The 16,560-nt window shown below is 61.2% G+C and carries 15 protein-coding genes; all 15 read left to right on the top strand.

Annotation, left to right across the window (positions count from 1 at the left end; all coding sequences use genetic code 11):
* Positions 1-55 precede the first annotated feature (55 nt).
* The 15 genes from P5706_RS26425 (at position 56) to P5706_RS26355 (ending at position 16,476) form a co-directional block, all read left to right on the top strand.
* A complete protein-coding gene (locus tag P5706_RS26425) occupies positions 56-1,678 on the top strand; it encodes a methyl-accepting chemotaxis protein (protein WP_200432979.1) in 1,623 nt (540 codons plus the stop codon).
* A complete protein-coding gene (locus P5706_RS26420) occupies positions 1,678-2,190 on the top strand; it encodes a chemotaxis protein CheW (RefSeq protein WP_200432978.1) in 513 nt (170 codons plus the stop codon). The genes P5706_RS26425 and P5706_RS26420 overlap by 1 nt, the downstream gene beginning before the upstream one ends.
* Positions 2,187-3,440, top strand: a complete 1,254-nt coding sequence (locus tag P5706_RS26415; RefSeq protein WP_200432977.1) for a CheR family methyltransferase — start codon at positions 2,187-2,189, stop codon at positions 3,438-3,440. The genes P5706_RS26420 and P5706_RS26415 overlap by 4 nt, the downstream gene beginning before the upstream one ends.
* On the top strand, positions 3,437-4,138 hold the full coding sequence (locus tag P5706_RS26410) for a chemotaxis protein CheW (protein ID WP_138816495.1): 702 nt from the start codon (positions 3,437-3,439) through the stop codon (positions 4,136-4,138). The genes P5706_RS26415 and P5706_RS26410 overlap by 4 nt, the downstream gene beginning before the upstream one ends.
* On the top strand, positions 4,135-6,420 hold the full coding sequence (locus P5706_RS26405; protein ID WP_285683021.1) for a hybrid sensor histidine kinase/response regulator: 2,286 nt from the start codon (positions 4,135-4,137) through the stop codon (positions 6,418-6,420). The genes P5706_RS26410 and P5706_RS26405 overlap by 4 nt, the downstream gene beginning before the upstream one ends.
* Positions 6,417-7,427 carry a chemotaxis response regulator protein-glutamate methylesterase gene (locus tag P5706_RS26400; RefSeq protein WP_200432975.1) on the top strand — a complete coding sequence of 337 codons (1,011 nt, stop codon included), beginning with the start codon at positions 6,417-6,419 and terminating at the stop codon, positions 7,425-7,427. The genes P5706_RS26405 and P5706_RS26400 overlap by 4 nt, the downstream gene beginning before the upstream one ends.
* Positions 7,428-7,479: 52 nt before the next feature.
* Positions 7,480-8,481, top strand: coding sequence for a response regulator (locus P5706_RS26395; RefSeq protein ID WP_285683019.1), 1,002 nt, complete (start codon positions 7,480-7,482; stop codon positions 8,479-8,481).
* 547 nt (positions 8,482-9,028) lie between these two features.
* On the top strand, positions 9,029-9,160 hold the full coding sequence (locus tag P5706_RS26390) for a hypothetical protein (protein ID WP_285683017.1): 132 nt from the start codon (positions 9,029-9,031) through the stop codon (positions 9,158-9,160).
* Between the two features lie 513 nt (positions 9,161-9,673).
* Positions 9,674-10,769, top strand: a protein-coding gene (gene prfB / locus P5706_RS26385; RefSeq protein WP_096236834.1) for a peptide chain release factor 2 whose coding sequence is annotated in 2 segments (ribosomal slippage) — positions 9,674-9,745 and positions 9,747-10,769 — 1,095 coding nt in all. Because the reading frame shifts where the segments join, the coding sequence is not laid out codon by codon here.
* Positions 10,770-10,840: 71 nt separating this feature from the next.
* Positions 10,841-12,343: a lysine--tRNA ligase gene (lysS, locus tag P5706_RS26380; protein ID WP_200434492.1), complete on the top strand. Its 1,503-nt coding sequence runs from the start codon at positions 10,841-10,843 to the stop codon at positions 12,341-12,343.
* Between the two features lie 96 nt (positions 12,344-12,439).
* The gene (locus tag P5706_RS26375) at positions 12,440-13,156 is read left to right on the top strand and encodes a TetR/AcrR family transcriptional regulator (protein WP_138816491.1); all 717 of its coding nucleotides are present in this window, start codon (positions 12,440-12,442) and stop codon (positions 13,154-13,156) included.
* A 57-nt stretch (positions 13,157-13,213) separates the two neighbouring features.
* Positions 13,214-13,774, top strand: a complete 561-nt coding sequence (locus P5706_RS26370) for a hypothetical protein (RefSeq protein ID WP_285683013.1) — start codon at positions 13,214-13,216, stop codon at positions 13,772-13,774.
* Positions 13,775-13,795: 21 nt separating this feature from the next.
* Positions 13,796-15,073 carry a flavohemoglobin expression-modulating QEGLA motif protein gene (locus P5706_RS26365; RefSeq protein WP_285683011.1) on the top strand — a complete coding sequence of 426 codons (1,278 nt, stop codon included), beginning with the start codon at positions 13,796-13,798 and terminating at the stop codon, positions 15,071-15,073.
* Between the two features lie 174 nt (positions 15,074-15,247).
* Entirely contained in the window at positions 15,248-16,153 is a 906-nt protein-coding gene (locus tag P5706_RS26360; protein WP_200434490.1) for an alpha/beta hydrolase, read from the top strand.
* Positions 16,150-16,476, top strand: coding sequence for a PA3694 family proteiin (locus P5706_RS26355; protein ID WP_017137106.1), 327 nt, complete (start codon positions 16,150-16,152; stop codon positions 16,474-16,476). Before P5706_RS26360 ends, P5706_RS26355 begins: the two co-directional genes overlap by 4 nt.
* The last annotated feature ends 84 nt before the right edge of the window (positions 16,477-16,560 follow it).

The following is a 16,560-nucleotide window of genomic DNA, read 5'->3' as shown; positions in this document are numbered from 1 at the left end:
AGGCACCCGCTCAGCTATACTCCTCGGCATTTGATCGGCCCTTCGAGGAATTACTGTGAAGAACTGGACCTTGCGCCAACGGATTTTGGCGAGCTTTGCGGTAATTATCGCGATCATGCTGCTGATGGTCGTGGTCTCGTATTCGCGGCTGCTGAAGATTGAAGTCAGCGAAAACTCGGTCCGGGATGACGCCGTACCTGGGGTGTTTTTCAGTTCGATGATCCGCAGTGCCTGGGTCGACAGCTACCTGCAAACCCAGGAATTGGTCGGTGCCCACCGAAATCAGGGCATCTCGGAAGCCGACAAACAGGACTACAAGTCGTTTGAGGCACGTTTGGAACAGCACATGGCCAGTTACGCGAGCACGATCAATATTGATCAGGATCGCACTGAGTTCGACACCTTCGAAAAGCTCCACCAGAACTACAACAAGATTCTTGCCCTGGTACTGGACGCCCATCAGGCTAACAACGGTGTTGAGGCGCAAAAGCTGTTCGACGAGCAACTCACGCCCGCCTGGACCGCAGGCCGCATGAAGCTCAATGACATTATCAATGAGAACAAACAGGTCGCCGATAACGCCACCGCCGCCATCGATGACGCGGTGGCCGCCGCCAAAGTCAGCATGTTCGTGTCGTTGGCCGTGGCCATTCTCGCAGCGGGCCTGTGCGGCCTGCTGCTGATGCGCGCGATCATGGCGCCGATGAATCGCATCGTCGAAATCCTCGAAACCATGCGCACGGGTGACCTGAGCAAGCGCCTGAACCTGGAGCGCAAGGACGAATTCAACGCTGTCGAAACCGGCTTCAACGACATGATGACCGAGCTGACCGCCCTGGTTTCCCAGGCCCAGCGCTCGTCGGTGCAGGTGACGACCTCGGTCACCGAGATCGCCGCCACCTCCAAGCAACAACAGGCCACGGCCACCGAAACAGCGGCCACCACCACCGAGATCGGCGCGACATCGCGGGAAATTGCCGCCACGTCCAAAGACCTGGTGCGCACCATGACTGAAGTGTCCACCGCCGCCGACCAGGCGTCGGTCGCTGCCGGCTCCGGCCAGCAAGGCCTGGCGCGCATGGAAGAAACCATGCACTCGGTGATGGGCGCCGCCGACCTTGTGAACGCCAAGCTGGCGATCCTCAATGAGAAGGCCGGCAACATCAACCAAGTGGTGGTGACCATCGTCAAAGTGGCCGACCAGACCAACTTGCTGTCGCTCAACGCCGCCATCGAAGCCGAGAAGGCCGGTGAATACGGGCGCGGATTTGCCGTGGTGGCCACCGAAGTGCGCCGTCTGGCCGACCAGACCGCCGTGGCCACCTACGACATCGAGCAGATGGTGCGCGAGATCCAGTCGGCGGTGTCGGCAGGCGTGATGGGCATGGACAAGTTCTCCGAAGAAGTGCGCCGCGGCATGTTCGAAGTACAGCAAGTGGGCGAACAGCTGTCGCAGATCATCCATCAGGTACAGGCCCTGGCGCCGCGGGTGTTGATGGTCAACGAAGGCATGCAGGCCCAGGCCACCGGCGCCGAGCAGATCAATCACGCACTGGTGCAACTGGGCGATGCCAGCAGCCAGACCGTGGAATCCCTGCGCCAGGCCAGTTTTGCCATTGATGAGCTGAGCCAGGTCGCGGTCGGCCTGCGCAGCGGCGTATCGCGTTTCAAAGTCTGATGAGCGACCTCGCGGCTAAACGCGGCGCCGTCCCGGCAGCGAAAAAGGCGTTGTTCCTGGTGTTCCACATCGGTGGCGAACGTTATGCCCTCAAGGCCACGGAAGTGGCTGAAGTGTTGCCGCGCCTGCCGCTCAAACCCATCGCGCATGCACCGCTGTGGGTGGCCGGTGTCTTTGCCCACCGGGGGGCACTGGTGCCGGTCATCGACCTGTGTGCGTTGACCTTCGGCAAACCGGCCCAGGCCCGCACCAGCACGCGACTGGTGCTGGTCAATTACCAGCCGCAACCTTGGCTCGAGGCGCGCTGGCTGGGGCTGATTCTGGAGCAGGCCACCGACACCCTGCGTTGCGACCCGGCCGAGTTCCAGCCTTATGGCCTGGATAACCGCGCGGCGCCGTACCTGGGGCCGGTGCGTGAAGATGCCTTGGGCTTGATGCAATGGATCGGCGTCGCCGACCTGCTCACCGATGACGTACGCGCCTTGCTGTTTGCCAGCGAGTTGAGCCTATGAGCAACGACCCACGCTTCTTTGCCTTTTTGAAGGACCGCATTGGCCTGGACGTCGCCTCGGTGGGCGAGGCGATCATCGAGCGTGCGGTGCGCCAGCGCAGCCAGGCCGTGCAGGCGCAGACGGCACAGGATTACTGGCAGCATTTGCAGAGCTCGCATGATGAGCAGCAGGCGCTGATCGAAGCGGTGATCGTCCCCGAGACCTGGTTTTTCCGCTATCCCGAGTCCTTTGCCACCTTGGCGCGTTTGGCCAAGGAGCGCTTGGCGGCGATCAAGCAGATGCGTGCCCTGCGCATTCTCAGCCTGCCGTGTTCCACGGGCGAAGAGCCTTATTCGATTGCCATGGCCTTGCTCGATGCCGGGCTGGCGCCGCACCAGTTCAAGGTGCTGGGGCTGGACGTCAGTCCGCTGTCGGTGGAGCGCGCCAAGCGTGGCGTGTATGGCAAGAATTCCTTTCGCGGCGGCGATATCGAGTTTCGCGAGCGTCACTTCAGCGAACAGCCCGATGGCTTCCACATCGCCGAGCGGGTGCGCGAACAAGTGCGCCTGCACGTCGGCAATTTGCTCGACCCGGCATTGCTGGCGAATGAGCCCACCTACGATTTTGTGTTCTGCCGCAACCTGCTGATCTACTTCGACCAGCCCACCCAGAAGCAAGTGTTCGATGTGCTCAAGAGCCTGACCCACGTGGATGGCGTGCTGTTTATCGGCCCCGCCGAAGGCAGCCTGCTGGGGCGCCATGGCATGCGCTCGATTGGCGTGCCGCAATCCTTTGCATTCAGCCGGCACGCCGAGCCGGTCAAGCCTGAACCGGTGTTTGTGCCGCTGCCCATCCCCCAGCGCAGCGCAGCCCCCATCCCTGCCAAGCCGCGCCCGTTCAGCACGGTGAGCGCCCAAGTGGTGCCGATCAAGGCGCCGCACAGCGATGCGGGCGATTTGCTCAGCCGCATCGCGACGCTGGCCAACGAAGGCAAAAGTGCCGAGGCCCGCGCCGCGTGTGAACAGTATTTGAGTAACCACCCGCCGGCCGCCCAGGTGTTTTACTGGCTGGGGTTGCTCAGCGACGTCGCCGGCAGCGCCCTGGAAGCCCAGGGTTATTACCGCAAAGCCTTGTACCTGGAACCGCAGCACCCGCAGGCCTTGATGCACCTGGCCGCTTTGCTCGAGTCCCAGGGCGACAGTGCGGGCGCGCGCCGCTTGCAGGCGCGGGCCGCGCGTAGCGAGCGTGCAGACAGTGAGTCCAAACGATGAATAACCTTGATGCGCTCGACACCGCAGGCCTGGACCTGACCCTGGCCGACACCCAAGCCATCGACGACTGCTGGAACCGTATCGGCATCCATGGCGACAAGTCCTGCCCGTTGCTCGCCGAACATATCCACTGTCGCAACTGCTCGGTGTATTCCGCCGCCGCCACGCGGCTGCTCGACCGTTATGCGTTGCAGCAGGACGACCGGCAAGCGTATGCACCCGCGGAAGCTGACGAAGACATCGTCACCCGTTCGATTCTGATGTTCCGTCTGGGTGAAGAGTGGCTGGGCATTGCCACCCGATGCCTGGTGGAGGTGGCCCCGCTGCAGCCGATTCACTCGTTGCCGCACCAGCGTTCCCGCGCATTACTGGGCGTTGCGAATGTGCGCGGCGCGCTGGTGGCGTGCCTGTCACTCGTGGAACTGCTCGGGCTGGACCCTGCCAGCACCGGCGCAAGCGGCGCGCGGGTGATGCCGCGCATGTTGATTATTGCCGCCCAGGACGGCCCGGTGGTGGTGCCGGTGGATGAAGTCGATGGTATCCATGCCATCGATGAGCGCGCTTTGAAGGCCGCGTCAGCCTCAGGCACCCAGGCCAGTGCGCGCTTCACCCAGGGCGTGTTGCAGTGGAAAGGCCGCAGCCTGCGTTGGCTGGACGAGGCGCAATTGTTGTCCGCCGTGACCCGGAGCCTCACATGACCCCCGACCAGATGCGTGATGCCTCGCTGCTGGAACTGTTCAGCCTGGAAGCCGATGCGCAGACCCAGGTATTGAGCGCGGGCCTGCTGGCCCTGGAGCGCAACCCGACCCAGGCCGACCAGCTTGAGGCGTGCATGCGCGCCGCGCACTCGCTCAAGGGCGCGGCGCGAATTGTCGGCGTGGACGCCGGCGTCAGCGTGGCCCACGTGATGGAGGATTGCCTGGTCAGCGCCCAGGAAAGCCGCCTGTACCTGCAACCCGAGCATATTGACGCCTTGCTGCAAGGCACCGACCTGCTGATGCGCATCGCCACGCCGGGCAATAACGTAGGCCCGGCGGATATCGAAGGGTATGTGGCGCTGATGGAACGCCTGCTGGATCCGTCGCAGCCGATCATCCAAGCCGCACCGGCCGCCGCCGCCGCTCCGGAACCTGCGCCTGCACCGTTGATTGACCCATTGCCGCCGGAGCCTGAGCCCGCGCCGCCTGTCAGCCCTGACCTGCCGCGCCAGAACAAACGCATGACCGAAGGCGGCGAGCGCGTGCTGCGGGTTACCGCCGAGCGCTTGAACAGCCTGCTCGACCTGTCGAGTAAATCCTTGGTGGAGACCCAGCGGCTCAAGCCTTACCTGGTGAGCATGCAGCGCCTCAAGCGCATTCAAAGCAACAGCGCGCGGGCCCTGGACACGCTGGATGGCCAACTCAAGGCCATGGACTTGAGCCTCGAAGCCCAGGAAGCCCTGGCCGACACGCGCCGCCTGTTGAGTGAAGCCCAGGCGTTGCTGGCGGTAAAAACCGCCGAACTGGATGAGTTCGGCTGGCAGGCCGGGCAGCGTGCCCAAGTGCTTTATGACACCGCGCTGGCCTGCCGCATGCGCCCGTTTGCCGATGTGCTCGCCGGCCAGGTGCGTATGGTGCGCGACCTTGGCCGCAGCCTCGGCAAGCAGGTGCGCCTGGAGATCGAGGGTGAAAAGACCCAGGTCGACCGCGACGTGCTGGAAAAACTCGAAGCGCCGCTCACGCATCTATTGCGCAATGCCGTCGACCACGGCATCGAAATGCCCGAACAGCGGGTGTTGGCGGGCAAGCCCGCTGAAGGCTTGATCCGCCTGCGCGCCTCCCACCAGGCGGGTTTGCTGGTGCTGGAGTTAAGCGACGACGGTAACGGCGTCGACCTGGAGCGCCTGCGCGGCACCATTGTCGACCGGCACTTGTCACCGCTGGAAACCGCACTGCGCTTGAGTGAAGAAGAGCTGCTGACGTTCCTGTTCCTGCCGGGTTTCAGCCTGCGCGACAAGGTCACCGAGGTGTCCGGGCGCGGCGTCGGCCTGGATGCGGTGCAGCACATGGTCCGCCAACTGCGTGGCGCCGTGGTGCTGGAGCAGACGGCGGGGCAGGGCAGTCGCTTCCATCTGGAAGTGCCGTTGACCCTGTCGGTGGTACGCAGCCTGGTGGTGGAGGTCGGCGAGGAAGCCTATGCCTTCCCGCTGGCGCACATCGAACGCATGTGCGACCTGGCGCCGGAGGACATCGTGCAACTGGAAGGCCGCCAGCATTTCTGGCACGAAGGCCGGCATGTCGGCCTGGTGGCCGCCAGCCAGTTGTTGCAACGCCCGCCGGGGCAGAGCAATGACGAAACCTTGAAGGTGGTGGTCATCCGCGAACGCGATGCGGTGTATGGCATTGCGGTCGAGCGTTTTATCGGCGAGCGCACCCTGGTGGTATTGCCGCTGGATGACCGCTTGGGCAAGGTCCAGGACATTTCCGCCGGTGCTTTGCTCGATGACGGCTCGGTGGTGTTGATCGTCGACGTCGAAGACATGCTGCGTTCAGTGGACAAATTGCTCAACACCGGGCGCCTGGAACGGATCGCGCGGCGCAGTCAGCAGGCTACCGAAGCGCCGCGCAAGCGCGTGCTGGTGGTGGATGACTCGCTCACCGTGCGTGAGTTGCAACGCAAATTGTTACTTAATCGTGGTTATGAAGTGGCGGTCGCGGTCGATGGCATGGATGGCTGGAACGCACTGCGCTCCGAAGACTTCGACCTGCTGATCACTGACATTGATATGCCTCGTATGGACGGGATCGAATTGGTCACACTCTTGCGCCGTGATAGTCGCCTGCAATCGTTGCCGGTGATGGTGGTGTCGTACAAGGATCGCGAAGAGGACCGACGCCGTGGACTGGATGCCGGCGCCGACTATTATCTAGCTAAAGCCAGTTTCCATGACGACGCCTTGCTGGATGCCGTGATGGAGCTGATTGGAGGCGCCCGGGCATGAGGATTGCGATCGTCAATGACATGCCCCTGGCGGTAGAGGCGTTGCGCCGTGCCTTGAGTTTCGAGCCCGCGCACGAGGTTGTGTGGGTGGCCAATAATGGCCTGGAAGCCGTACAGCGCTGCGCCGAACTGACCCCGGACCTGATCCTGATGGACTTGATCATGCCGGTAATGGACGGCGTGGAGGCCACGCGGCAGATCATGGCCGAGACTCCGTGCGCGATTTTGCTGGTCACCGTCGACCGCCAGGCCAACATGAGCCGCGTGTTCGAAGCCATGGGCCATGGTGCCCTGGATGTGGTGGACACCCCGGCGCTGGGCGTGGGCAACCCCAAGGACGCGGCGGCGCCGTTGCTGCGCAAAATCCTCAATATTGGCTGGCTGATCGGCCAGCGTGGCAGCCGCGTACGCGCCGAAACCGCGCCGGCGCGCACCACCGGCAAACGTCAGAGCCTGGTGGCGATTGGGTCGTCGGCGGGCGGCCCGGCCGCCCTGGAAATCCTGCTCAAGGGCTTGCCCCGCGATTTTCCCGCCGCCATTGTGCTGGTGCAGCATGTGGACCAGGTGTTCGCCGCCGGCATGGCCGAATGGCTGAGCAGCGCCTCCGGCCTGCCGGTGCGCCTGGCACGAGAGGGCGAGCCGCCACAAAGCGGCGTGGTGCTGCTGGCCGGTACCAATCACCACATTCGCTTGTTGAAAAATGGCACGCTAGCCTATACCGCGGAGCCTGTGAACGAGATTTACCGGCCGTCCATCGACGTGTTTTTCGAGAGCGTCGCCAGCCACTGGAATGGGGATGCCGTCGGTGTACTGCTGACCGGTATGGGGCGCGACGGGGCCCAGGGCCTCAAGATACTGCGTGAACAAGGATATTTGACCATCGCCCAGGATCAGCAGAGCTGTGCGGTGTATGGCATGCCCAAAGCGGCGGCGGCCATTGATGCTGCTGTTGAAATTCGCCCACTGGACAGAATTGCGCCCCGATTGCTGGAGGTATTTGCAAAATGATCAAGACCTCTCGCGGTGCCGGCTTGCAGGACAGTAATTCAGGTGACTGCACATGAATGATTTACAGATCGACGACATCAAGACCGACGAGAACGCTGCCATGGTGTTGCTGGTCGACGACCAGGCCATGATCGGCGAAGCTGTGCGACGTGGCCTGGCCCACGAAGAAAACATCGACTTTCACTTTTGCGCCGACCCGCATCAGGCGATTGCCCAGGCGATCCGCATCAAGCCGACGGTGATCCTGCAAGACTTGGTGATGCCCGGTCTTGATGGCCTGACACTGGTGCGCGAATACCGCAACCACCCGGCCACGGCAAATATCCCGATTATCGTGCTTTCGACCAAGGAAGACCCGCTGATCAAGAGCGCGGCGTTTTCGGCCGGGGCCAATGATTACTTGGTCAAGCTGCCGGATAACATCGAGCTGGTGGCACGCATTCGCTATCACTCACGCTCGTATATGACGCTGTTGCAGCGTGATGCGGCGTATCGCGCGCTGCGCGTGAGCCAGCAACAGTTGCTGGACACCAATTTGGTGCTGCAACGGTTGATGAACTCCGATGGCCTCACCGGGCTGTCCAACCGCCGTCACTTTGACGAATACCTGGAGCTGGAATGGCGCCGTGCCATGCGTGACCAGACCCAGCTGTCGTTGTTGATGATCGACGTGGACTTCTTCAAGACCTACAACGACAGCTTTGGCCACGTTGAAGGTGATGAAGCACTGCGCAAAGTCGCCGCCAGCATCCGTGAGGCCAGCAGCCGACCTTCGGACTTGCCGGCGCGGTACGGCGGTGAAGAGTTTGCGCTGGTGCTACCGAATACCTCGCCTGGCGGTGCGCGCCTGGTGGCCGAGAAGCTGCGCATGGCGGTTGCCGGGCTGAAGATCCCGCACATCGCGCCGGCAGAAGGGTCGAGCCTGACGATCAGTATTGGCCTGTCGACCATGACGCCGGTGCAGGGCACGGATTGTCGGCAGCTGATCATGGCGGCGGACAAGGGGCTGTATACGGCCAAGCATAACGGGCGTAATCAGGTGGGGATCGAGTAAGCGAAACACCGCCGGACCCTTGTGGGAGCTGGGTTGACTGCTGTGGCGGTTTGTCGGTGTACATATCCGTTGCTGCGGTTATGGCTTCTATTGGTTCCGCTCTTACAGCGGGTCACTTTTGGCAAACGCCCCAAAAGTAACCAAAAGGTCTGTGCCCCACCACTCGGCCCCTCGCTTAGGCTCGGTGTGCCCTCACTCCGGCTTGAATCCGTGGGCCGCCGCGATGGGCCATCCTTGGCCCAGCGCGGCTAACCCGGCGTCCTGCCGGGTTACCCACGGATTCAAGCCTGCGTTCGGCCATCGTGGTTAACGGGGCGCCTCAGATCAAAAGCAGATCAAGATCAAGATCTACAGCACGGCGGCCTGAAAGCCGACCTGAGTGGTTGAAGCAAGAGCCAGATCAAGTGCGAAGCAAAAACCTATCTGAATACACTGAAGAACTGCTTTTCTGTGGGAGCTGGCTTGCCTGCGATGCAGACACCTCGGTACATCAGGCACACCGAGTTGATGCCATCGCAGGCAAGCCAGCTCCCACCTTTGACCGAGTATGGTTTTGCTGTTGCTGTTGCTGTTGCTGTTGCTGTTGCTGTTGCTGTTGCTGTTGCTGTTGCTGTTGCTGTTGCTGTTGCTGTTGCTGTTGCTGTTGCTGTTGCTGTTGCCCTTACATCCTTTTCGATGACGAAGTCAGCGGTCTTTTGATCTGCGCTTTTGATCTTGATCTGAAATCGCCCCGTCAAACACGATGGCCGGAATTCGACAGGGATTTGGGGGGTAAACCGGCAGGGATGCCGGTTTAGCCGCGCTGGGCCAAGGATGGCCCATCGCGGCGGCCCCCCAAATCACTGGCGGATTGCGGGCATGCCGAGCCTAAGCGAGGCACCGAGTGTTGGGGCGAAGACCTTTTGCTTACTTTTGGGTCTTTCCAAAAGTGAGCCGCTGTAAGAGCGGAACCCTAGGCCGCCGTTACCGCAGCAACGGATATGCCCCCGCCCGCCCGCACGCCCTACTGGTCACCCCGTTAACGTGGTGTAGATACCCATGCACATTGCAGGCAAGCCAGCTCCCACATTTGATCTCAATCGTTCTGGAGATCGTCAACAAACCCGCCTTTTCGCCAAGCGGGCTGCCGTTAGCGCCGGTTTGTCGTTATACTCGTCGGCTTTCAAAAGTTCGCCAACGAGTGCTGCCCGCCATGGAAATCAACCCGATCCTTAACACCATCAAGGACCTGTCCGAGCGCTCCGAAACTATTCGGGGGTATCTTTGACTACGATCAAAAGCATGAGCGTCTGACCGAAGTCAATCGCGAGCTTGAAGATCCGGCTGTCTGGAACAAACCTGAATACGCCCAGGAACTGGGCCGCGAGCGTGCTGCGCTGGCGCAGATCGTCGACACCCTCGACGAGTTGAACACCGGTCTGGGCGATTGCCGCGACCTGCTGGACATGGCCGTCGAAGAAAACGACGAAGGCGCAGTGGGCGATGTTGTCGCCGAACTGGCCCGTCTCGAGGAAAACCTCGCCAAGCTTGAATTCCGCCGCATGTTCAGCCACGAAATGGACCCGAACAACGCCTACCTGGACATCCAGGCCGGCTCCGGCGGCACCGAGGCCCAGGACTGGGCCAACATCCTGCTGCGCATGTACCTGCGCTGGGCGGATAAACGCGGTTTCGACGCCACCATCATGGAACTGTCCGCCGGTGAAGTCGCTGGCATCAAGGGTGCGACCGTGCACATCAAGGGCGAATACGCCTTTGGCTGGTTGCGCACCGAAATCGGCGTGCATCGCCTGGTGCGCAAGAGTCCGTTCGACTCCGGTAACCGCCGCCATACGTCGTTCTCCGCGGTTTTCGTCTCGCCAGAGATCGACGACAAAGTAGAAATCGAGATCAACCCGGCCGACCTGCGCATCGACACCTACCGCTCCTCCGGTGCCGGTGGTCAGCACGTAAACACCACCGACTCGGCCGTACGTATTACCCACGTACCGACCAACACCGTGGTCAGCTGCCAGAACGAACGTTCCCAGCACGCCAACAAGGACACCGCCATGAAAATGCTGCGGGCCAAGTTGTACGAGCAGGAAATGCAGAAGCGCAACGCGGCGTCCCAGGCGCTGGAAGACACCAAGTCGGATATCGGCTGGGGCCACCAGATCCGTTCGTATGTGTTGGATGCGTCGCGGATCAAGGATCTGCGCACTAACATCGAACGCAGCGACTGCGACAAGGTGCTCGACGGCGATATCGACGAATACCTGGAAGCCAGCTTGAAATCGGGGCTGTAAACCGTCAGCCAAGACCTTAAGTCCCCTGCCACCGGTGGGGGCAACGAACCTGTGATGGAATTTCAAAAGACATGAGCGACCAACAACTCGACCCGCAAGCCCTGCAACAGGAAGAAAACTCCCTGATCGCCCTGCGCAAGGAAAAGCTTGCTGCCGAGCGCGCCAAGGGCAATGCCTTCCCGAACGACTTCCGCCGTGACAACTACTGCGATGCCCTGCAGAAACAGTACGCGGATAAGACCAAGGAAGAGCTGGCAGAGGCTGCAATCCCGGTCAAGGTAGCGGGTCGCATCATGCTCAACCGTGGCTCGTTCATGGTGATCCAGGACATGACCGGGCGCATTCAGGTGTACGTCAACCGTAAAACCCTGCCTGAAGAAACCCTGGCCTCGGTGAAAACCTGGGACATGGGCGACATCATTGCCGCCGAAGGCACCCTGGCGCGTTCCGGCAAGGGCGACCTGTACGTTGAAATGACCAGTGTGCGCCTGCTGACCAAGTCGCTGCGCCCGCTGCCGGACAAGCACCACGGCCTGACCGACACCGAGCAGCGCTATCGCCAGCGCTACGTCGACCTGATCGTCAACGAGGACGTGCGCCAGACCTTCCGCGTGCGTTCGCAAGTGATTGCGCACATCCGCAGCTTCCTGATGGCGCGTGACTTCCTGGAAGTGGAAACGCCGATGCTGCAAACCATCCCTGGTGGTGCCGCAGCCAAGCCGTTCGAAACCCACCACAACGCGCTGGACCTGGAAATGTTCCTGCGTATCGCGCCGGAGCTGTACCTCAAGCGCCTGGTGGTTGGCGGCTTCGAGAAGGTGTTCGAGATCAACCGCAACTTCCGTAACGAAGGTGTCTCGACCCGTCACAACCCGGAATTCACCATGTTGGAGTTCTACCAGGCTTACGCCGACTACGAAGACAACATGGACCTCACCGAAGAACTGTTCCGCGAGCTGGCGCAGCTGGTGCTGGGCAGCACCGACGTGCCGTACGGCGACAAGGTGTTCCACTTCGGCGAGCCGTTCGTGCGTCTGTCGGTGTTCGACTCTATCCTCAAGTACAACCCTGAGTTGACCGCTGACGACCTGACCGACCTCGACAAGGCCCGCGCCATCGCCAAGAAAGCCGGCGCCAAGGTGCTGGGCTTCGAAGGCCTGGGCAAATTGCAGGTGATGATTTTCGAAGAACTGGTGGAGCACAAGCTGGAACAGCCGCACTTCATTACCCAGTACCCGTTTGAAGTGTCGCCGCTGGCCCGTCGCAACGATGACAACCCGAATGTCACCGACCGCTTCGAGCTGTTCATCGGCGGCCGCGAAATCGCCAACGCCTACTCCGAGCTTAACGACGCGGAAGACCAGGCCGAGCGCTTCATGGCCCAGGTGGCCGATAAGGACGCTGGCGACGACGAGGCGATGCACTACGACGCCGACTTCGTTCGCGCCCTGGAATACGGCATGCCGCCAACCGCCGGTGAAGGTATCGGCATCGACCGGTTGGTGATGTTGTTGACCAACTCGCCGTCGATCCGCGATGTGATCTTGTTCCCGCACATGCGGCCACAAGCGTAACCGTAGCGAAATCCGAAGCCGCCTTTTATAAGGCGGCTTTTTTGTGTGGCGAATTCAGCCGTCAACAGAACGGCGCCCCTTAAAGGAAGATCTGTCGTGAACCGCGTAATGGCTCAAGAAGGCGCCGCCGGCATTGCTGCTGCCGTGGCTGAAAGTGTCCAGTACCAAGGCCGCAAGGCCAGCCGCCGAGGCAGCGAGCAACGTCGGCAAGACATTCTCGATGCGGCCATGCGCATCGTCGTGCGTGATGGTGTACGCGGTGTGCGCCATCGCGCGGTAGCAGCAGAGGCCGGCGTGCCGTTGTCGGCCACCACCTACTACTTCAAGGACATCGATGACCTGCTCACCGATACCTTCGCCCAATACGTGGAGCGCAGCGCTGCCTTCATGGGCAAGCTGTGGGTGCGCAATGAAGGCCTGCTGCGCGAGATGGTCGCCTACGGCGATGGCAGCCCGCAGTCACGCTCACAACTGGCCGATGACATTGCACGGCTGACCGCCGACTACGTGATGCGCCAACTGACCAACCGCCGCGAACACTTGATGGCCGAACAGGCCTTTCGCCAGGAAGCCTTGCTCAACCCGCGCCTGGCTGAACTGGTGCGCTCGCACCAGCAGATTCTGTTGCAGGGCACCGGGCAGTTTTTTCAGGTATTGGGTTCCCGCGAGCCGCAGCAGGATGCCAGAGTGTTGACGGCGATAATCGGTCGGATGGAATATCAGGGCCTGCTTGGCGGCCCTGAGCCTCTGACGGGTGACGAGATGCTTGAGATTCTCAAGCGTTACATGCATTTGGTGTTGGCCTCGGTCTAGCCCCGTGCGCAATCTGCTTTATGTGGGAGCCAGCTCCCACATTTGATGGGGTATTCGATGAAAGCCTGGCGTGTCATTGCAATCGCTATGTCGTTCCTGCTGCTCAGCGGTTGCCTGGTCACCTTCAAGGACCCGCTGCCGGCCCGTGAAGCCGCGCCAGACGCCTTGCTCGGCCACTGGTCGAGTAAAAACGCCTGGGGCGAACCGTTGAATCTGCAGATCACCCGTGTCGATCAGCAGCATTACAAGGCCGTGAGCTACCCTAAAGCCAAACCGGGCCAGCGCGATGAGTACCTGTTTACGGTGTCGCGCCATGGCAATCGCTGGTATTTGTCGGCGCCGTTACCGGCGGCATTCGGTGGCAATTACTTCCTGGCCGGGTTCGACTTTGAAGGTGAGGGCGACAAACAGCGTGAATTGGTGGTCTACAACCTCGACCTTGAGCAGATCCATCAGGCCATAGGTCAGAACGCCTTGCACGGCAGCACGGTGGATACCGTCGAAGGTGCCGGCGTGCGGGTCGACAGCCCCATGGACCAGGTGTTTGCCTACCTGGATGACCCGGCCAATGCCGATGTGTTCGTTGAAGCCGTGCGCTACCAGCGCGCGGGCAAATAACGTTTAAAGAGGAAGCACCGGGTGGACGATTACCAGCAGACGATACGCACCTTGTCCGATCGCATTGTGCTGGCGCAAACACCGATTCGCGTCCTCGACGCCGTGAAGTGGGACGAGAACATTCGCCAGGGCTTTCTCAAGGCCAAGGGCAAGGCCATGCCGGCCGTGGACCGCGAATACTACCTGGGCCGGCCGTTGTCGTTCGACTCCAGCGCGGTGAAGCTGGAGTTCCAGAACATCGAGCGCGACATCACCCGCCGTCTCGGCCAGTTCAGCCCGGTGGGGCAGATCATGCGCCGCATGTGCCGCGAGTACCGCATGGTGGTGCGCATGCTCGAAGCGCGCGGCACCGAGGATTTCGGCCTGATTTCCCAGGAACTCTACGGCGCCGCCTCGGACGCGTTTCACGCCGGTGACCCGACGCTGGCCGACTTGGGCCTGATGATGTCCGACTACCTGAACCAGATCGACGGCCGTGGCGACCTCAAGGACGAAGCCAAGACGCTCACGGCCAAGCATGCGGTGGCCTTGCTGCAAACCCGTTTGAACAAGGTGTTCGGTGAGGCCGAAGAGACCATTCGCGTGTTCGAGTCCGACGGTATCGTCGCCGATGCGGCGGCCGGCGCCGACTACATCAAGATCCGCGCCGACGCGATGTTCAACGAGCGTGATGTGCGCGCGCTGGAAGTGCATGAAGGCCTGGTGCACGTCGGCACCACGCTCAATGGCCAGAACCAGCCGATCTGCACGTTCCTGTCCAAAGGGCCGCCCTCGTCAACGGTGACGCAGGAAGGCCTGGCGATTCTGATGGAGATCATCACCTTTGCCTCCTACCCCAGTCGCCTGCGCAAACTGACCAACCGCACCCGCGCCATCCATATGGTCGAGGAGGGCGCCGACTTCCTGCAGGTATTCGAGTTCTTCCGCGAGCAAGGCTTTGAGATGGCTGAAAGCTACGGCAATGCCAGCCGCGTGTTCCGTGGTTCGACGCCGACGGGTTTGCCGTTTACCAAGGATTTGTCCTACCTCAAGGGCTTTATCATGGTCTACAACTACATCCAGCTGGCGGTGCGCAAAGGCAAGCTGGAACAAGTGCCGCTGCTGTTCTGCGGCAAGACCACCCTGGAAGACATGCGCACCTTGCGCCAACTGGTCGACGAAGGCCTGGTGGTGCCGCCCAAGTACCTGCCTGAGCAGTTTCGCGACATGAACGCGCTGGCGGCGTGGATGTGCTTCTCCAACTTCCTCAACCACCTGAGCCTGGACCGGATCGAGGCGGATTACTCGAATATCCTTTAGAGATTTCCCTGACACAACCGAATCAAACAGGTGGGAGCTGGCTTGCCTGCGATAGCGGTGTATCAGTCACCGCTGTTTTAACTGAAAGACCGCTATCGCAGGCAAACCAGCTCCCACATTTGATCTCATTGGTTCTTGAGAAATGAGTACAACCTATCAGCGAGGCTTCAACGGATGAGAATCCTCGGCATTCTTTGCCTGCTACTCACTTTAAACGGCTGCAGTTCACTGCTGTTCTACCCCGAACCCGGCCTGCCGTTCACGCCGGAAAAAGCCCACCTGCAATACCGCGACGTTACCCTTACCACCGCCGACGGGGTGAAACTCCATGCCTGGTGGCTGCCGGCCAAACCCGGTGTACCGCTCAAAGGCACGGTGCTGCACCTGCACGGCAATGGCGGCAACCTGGCCTGGCACCTGGGCGGCAGTTGGTGGTTGCCGGAGCAGGGCTATCAAGTGCTGCTGCTGGACTATCGCGGTTATGGCCTGTCTGAAGGCAAGCCGTCACTGCCGGCGGTGTATCAGGACATCGATGCTGCATTCGGCTGGATCGACAAGGCCCCTGAAACCCAAGGCCAACCGCTGATCGTGTTGGGCCAGAGCCTGGGCGGTGCGCTGGCGGTGCATTACTTGGCGGCACACCCGCAGCGTCAAGCCCAGCTCAAGGCTCTGGTTCTTGACGGCGTGCCCGCCAGTTATCGTGACGTAGGACAATTTGCCCTCAGCACCTCCTGGTTAACATGGCCGTTTCAGGTGCCGCTGTCGTGGCTGGTGCCCGACGCCGACAGTGCGATCAATGCCATGCCCCAACTTACCGGCGTGCCCAAGCTGTTGTTCCACAGCCTGGATGACCCGATTGTGCCGGTGGCCAACGGCATTCGCCTGTACCAGGCTGCGCCGCCACCGAGGGTATTGCAGTTGACCCGTGGCGGCCATGTGCAGACCTTTGCCGACAAGACCTGGCAAACCGTGATGCTGCGCTATCTGGACGACCCGCAGCACTTCAACGGCCTGCGCCGCCTGGGCGAGATCCCGAATTACCCTATTCCTAAAGTTGATTCATCAGAGAGCCCGCAATGAGCGAAGAACGCAACATGATCCCGCTGATCCTCACCGGCATCGGCACCATCATCGGCACCGTCGGTTGCCTATGGTTCTATGGCTACCTGCACTTCGCCAAGCCGGAAGATGCGTTGTTGCTCAGCGACTTCACAATGCTCAAGACCGTGCCGGGCGAGGACTACAAGGTCTCGCTGACCCCGGCCGCGCAAGTGGCGCAATGCATTGATGGGGTGTTGGTGATGTTTGATACCGAACAGAAAGGCTTGAGCGGTGTGCTGGTGAACAACAAGAAACAAGCCGTGCGTTGCATGGGCCAGGAAACACCGCAACTGCAGGAGTAGCCTGCTTTTATCTTAACTGCGCATCGCGGAAATATCTGGAACCGAATCGCGTAAGAAGCCACTGAATGAGTCGTCAGTGTTGCT

Source organism: Pseudomonas sp. ChxA (assembly GCF_030263855.1).
In the GTDB taxonomy this organism is placed as follows: domain Bacteria; phylum Pseudomonadota; class Gammaproteobacteria; order Pseudomonadales; family Pseudomonadaceae; genus Aquipseudomonas; species Aquipseudomonas fluorescens_CB.
The sequence above is the reverse complement of the archived record's forward strand: the minus strand, read 5'-3'. Positions and strand labels throughout refer to the sequence as shown.